This window comes from Peteryoungia aggregata LMG 23059, from assembly GCF_030814435.1.
In the GTDB taxonomy this organism is placed as follows: domain Bacteria; phylum Pseudomonadota; class Alphaproteobacteria; order Rhizobiales; family Rhizobiaceae; genus Allorhizobium; species Allorhizobium aggregatum.
In genome coordinates, this window is the sequence record NZ_JAUSUW010000002.1 from 129392 (window position 1) to 141959 (window position 12568).

12 protein-coding genes are annotated in these 12568 nt (G+C 63.8%); 10 read left to right on the top strand and 2 right to left on the bottom strand.

Annotated elements, in window-relative coordinates; translation table 11 throughout:
* Window positions 1-3: 3 nt before the first annotated feature.
* Entirely contained in the window at window positions 4-612 is a 609-nt protein-coding gene (locus J2045_RS03555; RefSeq protein ID WP_307369478.1) for an RNA polymerase sigma factor, read from the bottom strand.
* A gap of 187 nt (window positions 613-799) precedes the next feature.
* On the opposite strand from J2045_RS03555, the gene J2045_RS03560 reads away from it, so the two are divergent.
* The 10 genes from J2045_RS03560 (at window position 800) to J2045_RS03605 (ending at window position 12177) form a co-directional block, all read left to right on the top strand.
* On the top strand, window positions 800-1564 hold the full coding sequence (locus J2045_RS03560; RefSeq protein ID WP_370872989.1) for a TVP38/TMEM64 family protein: 765 nt from the start codon (window positions 800-802) through the stop codon (window positions 1562-1564).
* The gene (locus J2045_RS03565; protein ID WP_307369483.1) at window positions 1561-2271 is read left to right on the top strand and encodes an SDR family NAD(P)-dependent oxidoreductase; all 711 of its coding nucleotides are present in this window, start codon (window positions 1561-1563) and stop codon (window positions 2269-2271) included. The genes J2045_RS03560 and J2045_RS03565 overlap by 4 nt, the downstream gene beginning before the upstream one ends.
* Window positions 2268-3005, top strand: coding sequence for an SDR family NAD(P)-dependent oxidoreductase (locus J2045_RS03570; protein ID WP_307369487.1), 738 nt, complete (start codon window positions 2268-2270; stop codon window positions 3003-3005). Before J2045_RS03565 ends, J2045_RS03570 begins: the two co-directional genes overlap by 4 nt.
* 75 nt (window positions 3006-3080) lie before the next feature.
* Complete coding sequence (locus tag J2045_RS03575) at window positions 3081-3350, top strand: anti-sigma factor family protein (protein WP_307369490.1); 270 nt, start codon at window positions 3081-3083, stop codon at window positions 3348-3350.
* Between the two features lie 82 nt (window positions 3351-3432).
* Window positions 3433-4662, top strand: a complete 1230-nt coding sequence (locus J2045_RS03580) for an ABC transporter substrate-binding protein (protein ID WP_307369491.1) — start codon at window positions 3433-3435, stop codon at window positions 4660-4662.
* Window positions 4663-4683: 21 nt separating this feature from the next.
* Window positions 4684-6393 (top strand): ABC transporter permease, encoded by a 1710-nt coding sequence (locus J2045_RS03585; protein WP_307369493.1) that lies wholly within the window; start codon window positions 4684-4686, stop codon window positions 6391-6393.
* A gap of 3 nt (window positions 6394-6396) precedes the next feature.
* The gene (locus J2045_RS03590; protein ID WP_307369496.1) at window positions 6397-7068 is read left to right on the top strand and encodes an ATP-binding cassette domain-containing protein; all 672 of its coding nucleotides are present in this window, start codon (window positions 6397-6399) and stop codon (window positions 7066-7068) included.
* Complete coding sequence (locus tag J2045_RS03595) at window positions 7061-8173, top strand: FAD-dependent oxidoreductase (protein ID WP_307369498.1); 1113 nt, start codon at window positions 7061-7063, stop codon at window positions 8171-8173. Before J2045_RS03590 ends, J2045_RS03595 begins: the two co-directional genes overlap by 8 nt.
* Before the next feature lie 197 nt (window positions 8174-8370).
* A complete protein-coding gene (locus tag J2045_RS03600) occupies window positions 8371-9300 on the top strand; it encodes a FecR domain-containing protein (RefSeq protein ID WP_307369501.1) in 930 nt (309 codons plus the stop codon).
* A gap of 6 nt (window positions 9301-9306) precedes the next feature.
* Window positions 9307-12177, top strand: a complete 2871-nt coding sequence (locus tag J2045_RS03605; protein ID WP_307369503.1) for an EAL domain-containing protein — start codon at window positions 9307-9309, stop codon at window positions 12175-12177.
* Here J2045_RS03605 and J2045_RS03610 read toward each other — a convergent pair.
* Window positions 12152-12514: a YbaN family protein gene (locus J2045_RS03610; RefSeq protein WP_307369506.1), complete on the bottom strand. Its 363-nt coding sequence runs from the start codon at window positions 12512-12514 to the stop codon at window positions 12152-12154. The two genes, J2045_RS03605 and J2045_RS03610, sit on opposite strands and share 26 nt — an antisense overlap.
* Window positions 12515-12568 lie beyond the last annotated feature (54 nt).

Sequence of the window (12568 nt, forward strand, 5' to 3'; positions counted from 1 at the left end):
ACGTCATCCGCTGCTGTTGAGCCGATCGAGCGCGTTGCGCACCGTCACCCGCGCCCGGTGCAGGAGCACGCGCATGTTGCCTTCGGATATTTCAAGAAGGGCGCAAACGTCTACCGGATCGAGTTCCTGCTGGCCGCGCAGGATCAGAACCGCACGCTGCGCCGGCGGCAAGGTGTCGATCACGGCTTCGACATGCTGCAGGACGCTGCGTCCCTCGACATGGCGCTCCGGCGTCAGGTTCTCCCAGAGTTCGGGCATGCTGCGCCAGTGACCGCGCCCGTCGAAGGCGTCAGCAAGGGCGTCGCCGTCGCCGTGGTCATCGAAGAAAACCGTCCGGCCCTCGCGACGGGCCCGGGTCCGCGCCTTGTTGATCAGGATGGTGTAGATCCAGCTGGTGAGGGAACTGCGGCCCTCGAAGAGATCGATGCGCCCGAGCACGGCCACCCAGGTGTCCTGCACCACCTCTTCGGCGAGATGACGCGCCTGCACGATGCCCATGCAGAAGCGGATCATGGCGGCGTTGTGGCGGCGAAACAGCTGATCGAACGCCGCTTCGTCTCCGTCGACCAGACGGGCGAGCAGTGCAGCATCCTCGCTCTCGACCTTACCCACGAATACTCCCGCCCTCATTCGCGGGCCATTAGCAAAACAAACATCCTCGAAGTCCAGTCGCATTCCATCCGATCAAGCCATAGTGACTGCCCGGTGGGACAGTCGTGGCGGGCGGACCGATCTTACAGAAGAAGAGAGATTTTGACGGGAGACGTCCGTGCCTGACAGCAGTCCCCATCAGCAAGACATGCCGCCATCGAGCAAGAACGGCTCATCGGCCGGAAACATCACGTCAGGCCGCCGTGCCTCGCGATTCATCCCCGTCGTCATCGTCGCCGCCGGGTTGCTGCTCGGTTATGCGTTCGGACTGCAGCACTATCTCAGCCTCGGCTTCCTGGCGGAACAGCGGCAGGCGCTGAGAACCTATGTCGATGCCAATTTCCTTTGGTCGGCCGTGGTCTTCCTCACCGTCTACATCATCGCCGTTGCCTTCTCGTTCCCGGCAGCGTCGGTTCTGACGATCTTCGGCGGTTTCCTGTTCGGCTGGATGATCGGCGGCGCGCTGGTCGCCGTCGGCGCCACAATCGGTGCGTCCATCCTGTTCCTCGCCACCCGCTCGGCCTTTGGCGGCTTCCTGCGCCACAGGGTGGACGGCGTGATCCGGAGGCTGACAGACGGCTTCCGCGAGAATGCCTTCGGCTATCTCTTCGTCATCCGGCTGGCGCCGGTCTTCCCCTTCTTCGTCGTCAACATCGCCGCGGCCCTGTTCGACATCAGCCTCGGCCGCTTCTTCATGGCGACATTTCTCGGCATCCTGCCCGGCACATTTGCCTATGCCTATCTCGGACAGGGGGTGGACAGCGTGCTCATCGCTGCGCAGGCAGCCGGCAGGGAGGCCCAGATCTCGGATCTGGTCACACGCGACATCACACTCGCCTTTTTCGCGCTGGCGCTCGTGGCCTTGATCCCGACCATCGTGAAGCAGGTGCGCGGAGGGGGAGGTGCCCGTTGAACGCCAAGCGAAATCCGCCGACCTATTTCGTCACCGGGGCATCTTCGGGGATCGGTCTCGAGATCGTCCGAAGCCTTCATGAACGGGGCGCGGCGATTGTCGCAACAGGGCGGCGGCCTGCCCGGGAGTTGGCGAGCGACTTTCCCGATATTCCCTACCATTCAGCCGATCTCGGCGATCGGGCGGCGCGTGATCGTATCCTGGCTGCAATTCCGGCTGCGCTCGACAGGGCGATTCTCTGTGCCGGGCGCGGACACTACCGCCCACTTGCGCACGAAACGGTGGCAGACATCCGGGATGTGGTGGAGGTCAACCTGACGGCAGGCCTGCATCTCGCGCATGGCCTGCATAAACCGCTCTCGTCGACCTCCGGCCGGATCGCCTTCGTCGGCTCCGTCGCGCGCAAGGGGGCCGGCGGCATGCCGGTCTATGCGGCAAGCAAGGCGGCTCTGGACGGGCTCGCCCGTTCGCTCGCACTCGAGTGGCAAGGACGGATCACGGTGAAGGCCCTGCATCCGGGGCCGACGGCGACCGACATGTCTGTCCGCGCGGGGCGCCCTGCCGATCTCGTGAACCGGCTCATGCTCTCCCCGGTCGCGGTTGCGGGAGCGATCATTGCAGCGCTCGAGGAAGACGGCAGCACGCACCGGACGATCTCCTACGGCAAGATCCTCATGGACAGCCTCTGGCGGAGGAGGCGCGCATGAACATGCTGATCATCGGAGGCGCCTCCGGCCTCGGCAGGGGGCTGGTCGATCTGGCCCTGCTCCGTGGCCACGAAGCCTGCGTCCTCGACCATGACCAGGCGGGACTGATGGCGCTGCCTGCGGCGGTTGCGACGACCGTCTGCGACATCTCCGACCCCGGCAGCATCGATGAGGCTCTGGATACCGTATCGGAACGATCGCCGTTCGATCTCGTTGCGATCACGGCCGGCATCAGTGCCGTCGGCCGGTTCGAGGAAATCGATCCGGCTGCCATGTACCGCGTCACGGCAATCAACCTGACAGGGACGATGATGATGACCCATGCGCTCGTCAAACGCGGCCAGCTGGCCCGCGGCGGACGACTGGTGCTGACAGCGTCGCTGTCGCATTTCGTCTCCTATCCGGGCGCCAGCGCCTACGCGGCCACAAAGGACGGCGTGATCGCATTCGGTCGAAGCATCCGGCGGGAACTGCGGCGCAATCACGATGTCACGGTGCAAATCGTGGCGCCCGGCCCCATGGATACACCCCATGCGGCACGCTATGCGCCGCCCGGCAGCCGCGCCGATCGCCGCGCGAAACCAGAAACCGTCGCCGCTGCGATCCTCAGCCGACGACGGGGCGGGCTGTTCGTTCCGGACCTCGCCAGCCGAAGCGCGGCCATCGCCGGATGCCTGATGCCGGCATTGGTCGGGCGGATCATGCGCAAGGCCATTTACATGAGGCTGCCATGAGCAAGGGAAACCCAGGCACAATCAAAAGTTCAGGCCGCAGTGTAACGAACGGCTCAGGCGGGAGTCTTCGTATGCATGATCAAGACAAGGATTCTTGAAATGTTGCGATGCCGCGAAGTCGCAGAGCGTGCCGATCGACTGATCGACGGTGAGCTCGGCCATTGGGAGCGCCTCAACATGAAGCTGCATCTGGTGATGTGCCGAGGCTGTCGAGCCTTCATCCAACAGATGCGGGCCACCCAGAAACTGACCCGTGAGGCAGATGTCCCCGACGACACGGTCATCGGGGACGACATCATGGCCGCACTGGCGCAAAGACGTGCCAAATTCGGCAAGCGACCGTGAGATCCGCTGGATCTCGGTGGCGTAGTCAAAAGGACCGGGACACCGCGTGTCATCCGGTCGCCAAAAGGGAGAACGACAGAATATGCGCTTCATCACCCAACTTCTCGCCGCCGGCGTGATCGCGGCCGCAAGTGCTATCTCCGCGACCGCAGCGAGTCCTGACCTCAAGGACTGGGCTGCAATCGAGAAGGCCGCCTCGGGACAGACGGTCTACTTCAACGCCTGGGGCGGATCGGAAAACATCAACGCCTATCTCGAATGGGTGGGTGGCGAAATGCAGAGGCGCTACGGCGTCGAGGTCATCCAGGTGAAGCTCGACGATACCGCGAGTGCGGTGGCGAAGGTGCTGGCCGAAAAGGCCGCCGGAAAGAGCGAAGGCGGCTCCGTCGATCTCATCTGGATCAACGGCGAGAACTTCGTGTCGATGAAGAAGCAGGGACTGCTCCTGACGCCGGGCTGGGCGACATCGCTGCCCAACTGGCAATATGTGGACGTCGAGAACCAGCCGACCATCCTCACGGATTTCACCGAACCAACGGAGGGACTGGAAAGCCCCTGGGGGGGCGCCAAGATGGTCTTCTTCTATGACAGTGCCAGAACGGATGCCGGCACTGTGCCGGATAGCGCGGCCGAACTGCTCGACTTTGCAAAGAAGAACCCCGGCCGCTTTTCCTATCCGGCGCCGCCCGATTTCATCGGATCCTCTTTCCTCAAGCAGGTGCTGAGCGAAGTGATCGACGATCCGGCGAAGCTTGCACGGCCTGTCGACGAGGCCAGCTTCGAGCGTGATGTCGAACCGCTGTTTGCCTATCTCGACCAGTTGCACCCGGTGGCATGGCGCGGGGGCAAGGCCTTTCCGCAGAATTATCCTGACATGAAGCAGAAGCTCGCCGACGGGGAACTCGACATCATCTTCGCCTTCAATCCGGCGGAAGCCTCGGCGGGGATCAAGACCGGCGAACTGCCGGACACGGTCCGCTCGTTCACCTTCTCCGGTGGCACACTCGGCAACACCCATTTCGTCGCGATCCCCTATAATGCAAAGGCCAAGGAGGCGGCGCTGTTGACCGCGAACTTCCTGATCTCCCCGGAAGCCCAGATGCGCAAGCAGGATCCAACCTACTGGGGTGATCCGACCGTGCTATCCATGAGCAAGCTGCCGGACACCGAGCGTGCGGCCTTCCAGTCACTCGACCTCGGCGTCGCCACGCTTGCTCCCGACGCGCTCGGACCTGTCATCGCCGAGCCGCATGCGAGCTGGATGGACCGGATCGAGGCCGAATGGCGGCGACGCTACGCCAGCGGCAACTGACCGGTGTCAGGGGCGCTGCGGATGGATCGTGCCGTCGAGGATCGAGGGGTGGCGCTCGTCGCCAGAAGTGCGGTGTTCCTGACGCTTGCATTCCTGGTGCTGCCCATCAGCTTCGGTCTGCTCGGCACGCTGCTGCCCGCATTCGGCTACCTGCCGGCACTCGGCGGACACGAGCTCGGCCTCGACAGCTTCCGCGCCCTCTTCGCCACGCCGGGTCTCTCGTCTGCCGTCCTGCTTAGCCTTGCGACAGGACTGGTTGCCACCGCGCTTTCGCTCATCACGACCCTGATCTTCATCGCGGGCTTTGCCGGGACACCCGCGCTCTCTCGTTTGCAGCATCTGCTTTCGCCGCTGCTCGCCGTGCCGCATGCGGCGGCGGCATTCGGGCTCGCCTTCCTGATCGCACCTTCGGGTTACCTCATCCGTCTGGTGGCCCCCTTGCTGGGCATCGACCGTCCACCTGACATCCTCATCCCGCATGATCCGATGGGGTTGGCGATGATCGCGGGCCTGGTCATCAAGGAAACACCGTTCCTGTTTCTGGTCACGCTCGCCGCCCTGCCGCAGGTCGATCTCGGCTCGGCCCGCAGGCTGGCGGCGTCCTTCGGCTACGGGCGGATCGCGGGTTTCGTCTACCTGTTATGGCCAGCGCTCTACCGGCAGATCCGCTTTGCCGTCTACGCCGTCATCGCCTATTCGACCTCGGTGGTGGATATGGCCCTGATCCTGGGCCCCAACCTTCCCGGCACGCTGGCCACTCGACTGGTCCAGTGGATGAACGACCCTGATCTTTCGGCGCGGTTCCTCGCATCCGCAGGTGCCGTGCTGCAGCTTTCGGTCACACTTGGCGCTCTGATCCTCTGGAAAGGGCTGGAACGCTTGAGCGGTATCCTGCTCCGCCTCTGCCGGGAAGGCGGATTGCGCTTCGTTCACGATGGCGGCTTGCGCCTCATGTCGGCGATCTCGGTTGGCGCCATCGGCGGAACCGTGTTTGCCGGCATCGGCCTCCTGGCCCTCTGGTCCGTGGCCGGGCTGTGGCAGTTTCCAGACCTTTTGCCGCAAGCGCTCACCCTTCGGAGCTGGATGAGTGCCCTGCCACGCATCGTCGATCCTCTGGTGACGACGCTGGTCATCGGATGCGTCTCGACGCTGATCGCCGTCACGCTTTCGCTCGGATGCCTCGAACGCGAGACGGATACGGGGCGAACCGGCGGAGAGCGCAGCCTGTTCATCCTCTACCTGCCGCTGATCGTGCCGCAAATCTCCTTCGTTTTCGGCCTGCAACTGCTGTTCATCGGCAGTGGCAGCCAACATCGACTGGCTGCGCTCATCCTCGTGCATCTGGTCTTCGTCCTGCCCTATGTCTACCTTTCCCTTGCCGAGCCCTGGCGAGCCCTCGACCGGCGCTACGAGATCATCGCCACGGCGCTCGGAAAGTCGCGCATGGCCGTCTTGCTTTCGATCCGGCTACCGATGCTGATCCGTCCAATCCTGACGGCAGGCGCCGTTGGTCTGGCGGTCTCCATCGGGCAGTATCTGCCCACACTGCTGATCGGTGAGGGTCGTCTTGCAACGATCACCACCGAGGCCGTCGCCCTCGCTTCCGGCAACAACCGTCGCGTCATCGGAGTCTATGCCCTGCTGCAGACCATCCTGCCCTTCCTCGCCTTCACCCTGGCGGCGCTCCTGCCAGCGGTTCTCCACCGCAATAGACGCGAAATGAGGGTCTGAGCGATGCTGCACGATAACAGAGCCAAGGGACTGACGTTGGCGGACGTGGAGATCCGCCTTGACGACAGGCCTCTGATCGCGCTCTCCCAGCGCATCGCGCCGGGCAAGGTGCTGACGGTGATGGGCCCATCCGGCTCCGGCAAATCGACATTGCTTTCCTTCATAGGCGGCTTCCTCGATCCGGCCTTTGCCGCACGGGGCGAGGTCCATGCCGCGGGCGTGGATCTGCTTGCGCTGCCGCCCGCGGAGCGGCGGGCGGGCATCCTGTTCCAGGATCCACTGCTCTTTCCGCACATGTCGGTCGGTGCCAATGTCGCCTTCGCCATCCCGCCCGACATCCGGGATCGGCGCGAGCGCTGGCGCATGGCCGCCGAGATCCTTGCAGACATGGATCTGGCCGGTTTCGAGGATCGCGACCCGGCAACCCTGTCGGGCGGGCAGAAGGCGCGTGTCGCGCTGGCCCGCGTGCTGGTTTCCCGGCCCCGGGTGCTGCTGCTCGACGAGCCGTTTTCGAAACTGGACATGGAGTTGCGCGTTCAAATGCGCAGCCTGGTGTTCGAGCGAGCCCGGGCCGCCGAGCTGCCCGTCATCCTGGTGACCCATGACGAAGCCGATGCCGAGGTGGCGGGCGGCGGCGTGCACCGTATCGGAGCGAACGGGGACGGCCATGGGTGAACCCGACCCACGGGACAAGCCGATCATTCTGCTCGGCGGCGGCCACGCGCATGTCGAGGTTATCAGGCAGCTCGGGCTTATCGACGATCTCGGTCGCGAGATCATCCTCATCTCACCGTCACGGCACGCGCCCTATTCCGGCATGCTGCCCGGATATGTGAGCGGCCAGTATCGCTTCGAGGACTTTCACATTGATCTCGTGGCGCTGTGCGCCCGCTACGGGGTCACCTTCCTTGCGACAACCGCGCGTGGGATCGATCCGGAGCGACGACAGGTCAGCCTTTCTGACGGACGAGTGCTCGACTACTCCCTGATGTCCGTCGATATCGGCTCGACGCCATCGCTTCCGCCCGGAGTGTCCGGCGGTATCTCGGTCAAGCCGATCGCGAGCTTCACGCAGCGTCTGGAACAACTCGACGCACTTGTCGCCGACAAGACGGGTCCGCTGCGGCTCGCCATCGTCGGGCAAGGTGTCGCCGGGGTGGAGATGGCCTTTGCCCTGCAAAGAAGACTGGGGCGAAGCCGGGTGGAGATCCTGCTCGCAGGACGGGCCGGCGACGTCGTTGCCGAACGCAGCCGCCTCGCTCGCCGGATGGTGGAACGGGAACTCGAGCGCGCCGGCATTGCGCATCATCCAGATTTCGACGTGACGGGCTTTCGCGCGGGCGAACTTGTCGCCCGCGACGGGCGCAGGCTGACGGTCGACGACGTGGTCTGGACGACATCGAGCGGCGCACCAAGCTGGCTTGGCGAAACTGGACTTGCCCTCGATGCCAGCGGCTTCATCCGCGTCGATCCTGCGTTGCGATCGCTGTCACATCCCGACGTCTTCGCAGCCGGTGATGTCGCCTCTCTGCCCGATCCACGGCCCAAGGCCGGCGTCTTCGCCGTCCGTCAGGGACCGGTGTTGGCCGATAACATCCGCCGGAGTCTGTGCGGTGAGGAGTTGCAGGCCTTTCGACCGCAAAGGCGATGGCTGGCGCTGATCTCTCTCGCCGACGGGAGGGCGATTGCCGACAAGTGGGACCTCGCTGCTTCAGGGCGCTGGGTGGCAATTTGGAAGCACTGGAACGATACGCGATTCCTTCGCCGCTATGCGGGATAGGCCGTCCGCATCTGCCCTTTCCTTCTCAATTATCCAAGGCCGGTCCTGCCGAAACCAGCGCCATGCAACCATTGCAATTTATACATAACTCCCCACACGCAAGTGCAAAAACGAGACAGCTGGTAAAATCGACCCACAAACTTCAGAGGAATCTTAAGAATACCATGCTCAATTAGGGTCTCCAGGGAGAACCCATCATGCGCCTTTTCGTTTCCACTATCCTTTGCCTGCTCACCCTGTCTGTTCCCGGGGCACTTTCGACCGCCCCGGACACATGGGTCGCGGTAAGGGCGACGATCCAGGTGACCTACACGCTCGACAAGACGACGTGGATTCCTCTGCGCAAGGGCATGAGCGTTCCGAACAAGGCATGGATCTCGACCGGACCGCGAGGGCGCTTGCAACTCGTGCGCGGCAGCGAAAGCATCGCCTTCCAGCCCAACACTCTGGCTGCCATCATCACACGCGGCGGCGGCGCGACCCGAAAGACCGAGGTCGTGCAGCAGGTCGGCGAAATCAGTCTCGAAATCGAAAAAAGGCAACAGCCACACACGACTGTGCAGACGCCGTTTCTCGCCGCAGTCGTGAAAGGCACCCGCTTCACGGTGGAAGTCGGCGCGGGCAATGCTGCGGTCGCCGTCGATCGCGGATTGGTGCAGGTCACCAGCTTCGAGAGCGGAGAACGCAGCGATCTCGGTGCAGGCCAGGGTGCGCGTGTGGATGGATCAGGCATGACGGTTGCCGGCCTTGGCGCAAAACCACGCATCACGCGGGTCGCTCCATCCAAGCCGCGGGTTCCTGCTACCATGACCGGCAAGCCTGCTGCGACGTCCCAGGTCACCAGTGCGTCGACAGAGACGCCCCAGAGCGAGACAGGCGCGGAAAAGAGCAAGAGCTCGTCGAACAGCAACGCCGGGGGCAACGGAACCGGAAGCGACAACGGAAACGGCAATTCCGGTGGCAACGGTAACGGCAATGCCGGTGGAAACGGGAACGGCAATGCCGGCGGAAACGGGAACGGCAATGCCGGCGGAAACGGGAACGGCAATGCCGGCGGAAACGGGAACGGCAATGCCGGCGGAAACGGCAAGGGTAAGGATAAGGACAAGGATGACGACGATGACTAAGGCCGCATGCTTGGAACCGTGCATGCGCCTGGTCTGCGCATGACGGGCGACCTCATGGCATCGCGCGGAACCCTGTTGTCGTCTCTGGCTTCTATCCGTTTCGTCATGATTGCCGTGATCATGGCGCTGCCCTTCCTGCTGCCCTCCCTTTCGGTGGTGCAACACCTGGACAACGAGCTGGTCGAGTTCCGCGCATCGGGCGCGCCCCGGACAGCCTCCGGCGACTATGTCTTTGCAGCCATCGACAAGAAGAGTTTGACGGAGGTTGGGATATGGCCATGGCCACGCGAGGTGCATGCCGACCTGATCGACAAGCTGAGTGCGGCCGGCGCTCGCGACATATTCCTCGACATCGACTTCAGCACCCCCTCCAGACCCGAAGGGGATCTGCGGCTGGCGCAGGCGCTTGAGGCGGCTGGCGGCGGTGTCATACTGCCGATGTTCCGGCAGCACTTCGGGACGAAACCGACCGGTGAGCTCTCGCTGACGCAACCCATTCCGCTTTTTGCCGACCGCGCATGGCCCGCGCTCGTGGATGTTGCCCTCGATGCCGACGGGCTGATGCGGTCGTTTGTCGTTTCCGGGATCATCGACGGTGTCCCCACGCAGGCCGCAGCCGCCGTGCTTGCCGGCTACAGCGACGCGCGCACCAGCCGCCTCGACATCGATTTTTCCATTCGTCCGGAAAGCGTTCCGACGTTTTCGGTCTCGGACATTCTCGCCGGCACCGTCAGAGCGGAGGAGATCCAGGGCAAGGCGGTGGTGGTCGGAGCTTATGCGACGGAGCTGAAGGACCTCTTTGCCGTGCCCGTCTACGGTATTCTCAGCGGGCCCATGCTGCATATCCTGGCGGCAGAAACGCTGGTCCAGGAACGGCAGCTCAAGCCACTGCGGAGCGAGCCGATCGCCGTGCTGCTCGCCGCGCTTGTCATCGCCTATACACTGGCTTTTCACCGGCTTTCGCTCGCCGTCCCGCTCGCCGGCGCCGCCGCGTTGATCACGGTCGGGGAAGCCGGGGCTTTCCTGTTGTACAAACATGAGGCACTCGTCTTCCACACCGCCAGTCTTTGGCTACTCCTCGGCTACGGTTTCGTCATGCTGATGGCCGAGAAGATCGGCCTCAACGGCTGGCTGGCAGAGTTGGCCATTGCCGAGAACCGCGACATCCGTCGGGTCCTCAAGCAGGTGATCCGGGACAGTGTGGATCCCGTCGTTGTCCTTGACCAGAGATTTGCGCTGCTGGATGCAAGCCAGACACTGGCCGGGATGCTGGAACGAGACGAGCCGCTCATCCGTGGCAGCAACCTTGCGAGCTTTGCGCCGACAGCCCTGATGGATGCCGTTCTGGCTGTAGAAGCGCGGCACATGGCGGAGCCGGCGCAGATGCACAGCGAGCAGGTGGCCCTCGACCTGCCGGGGCGAAAGGGTCGCCGGCACCTTGAAGCGGCCATCACGATCTCGCCCTTCGAGACCCGTGGAGGTCGCGGGCTTTCGTCCGTCGGCTCCCATGTGATTTGCATCAGCCTTCGCGACGTGACCGCACGGCGCCTCTATGAAACCAAGCTAGAGGAGATGGCGCGGGTCGACGACCTCACCGGCCTCATGACCCGCCGGGGCCTCTGCGAAGCGATGACACAGGTGGGTACCGGTTTCTCCGTGTTTGCGATCGACCTGCACCGTTTCGCTCACCTCAACGAGACGCTCGGGCGAGAAAAGGGAGACGCAGTCCTGCAGGCCGTGGCCGCAAGACTGCGCCGCCATGCCGGGATCGGCGGTCTGACCGCACGCCTCGCCGGCGACATTCTTTGCCTTGCCACCCCCGGCATCGATGATGAACAGGGCCTTGCAGAGAGCGCGACAAGGCTTCTCGCACTGTTCGAAACTCCCTTCGGCGTCGACGGGATGAAGATCGAGCTGAATGCCCGCGTCGGAGCATGCAGCGGAACGGTCGAAATCGGCGATCCAGGCAAGTGGCTGGAAGCCGCCGAGCTTGCGCTGAGCGAGGCAAAACGCGTCGGTGGCAGCGGGTGGCGGGCGTATGACCCGACATCTGCCCTTCGACGCGCGCGTTCGCGCCTGCTGGAGGCGGAAATGCGCAACAGCCTCGAACAGGGCGAGTTCTTCCTGCTCTACCAGCCCCAGGTTTCTCTCACCACCGGTCGGCTGATCGGGGCGGAAGCCCTGCTGCGCTGGCAACACCCGGTGCTGGGCATGATCTCGCCGGCGGAATTCATCAGCATCTCGGAAGCGAACGGCTTCATCTGTGATCTCGGGCAATTCATGTTCACGGAAGCCTGCAGGGCGGCTACCGGTTGGCCTTCCCATGTCAGCGTGGCGGTCAACATCTCGCCCGTGCAGTTCCAGCGCGGAGATCTGCTCGCTGATATCCGCGCTGCCCTCGCGAAGAGTGGGCTTGCGCCGAACCGCCTGCATGTGGAGATCACCGAGTCGATCTTGATCGAACGTTCGGAGGAACTGTTTGCGACGCTGGAGGCCCTGCACGCGCTCGGCGTGACCATCGCGCTCGACGACTTCGGTACAGGCTATTCGTCGCTCGGCTACATTTCGAGCCTGCCGCTCGACAAGCTGAAGATCGATCAATCCTTCGTTCGCGACATGGTGAGCGATCCGACCGCCCAGGCAATCGTGCAGGCCGTGACGACACTCGCGCATGGTCTCGGTCTCAAGGTCGTCTGCGAAGGCGTGGAGAACGCTTTGCAATGCGAAATGCTGGCGGCGATGCGCTGCGAAGAGGGTCAGGGCTATTTCTTCGGTCGACCACAACCGGCTCGCCAGGTCCAGGCGCTGTCAGCGGCCCACTCGCTGCTCGCGGGCGGCGAGGCGATCGGTGTCAGCGCCCTGGCACAGGCCGGCTGAGGATAAAGGCCGCGCAGGCGACGAGGATCGCGCCAACGATAAGCTTCAGCCAGACCTGCGGCGGACCCGCAAACACCACGATACCATAGCTCACGGCCATCAACGACACGGACGCTATCTTCGCCCTCAGGGAAATCGCCCCCTCCCGACGCCAATCGATCAGGGGCTGGCCGTAGCGCGGGTGATCAAGAAGCCACTGCTCGAAACGCGGCGAGGAGCGTGCAAAGAGTGCGGCGGCGAGGATCATGAAGGGCGTCGTCGGCAGCACCGGCAGGAAGACACCGATGACACCGATCGCGACCATCAGCCAGGCGAGGGCAAGAATGAGGAGGCGCATCGCATTTCCTTCGGTAGTTGCCTTCGCATGGGCGAGAGATATCGCATGATTCGG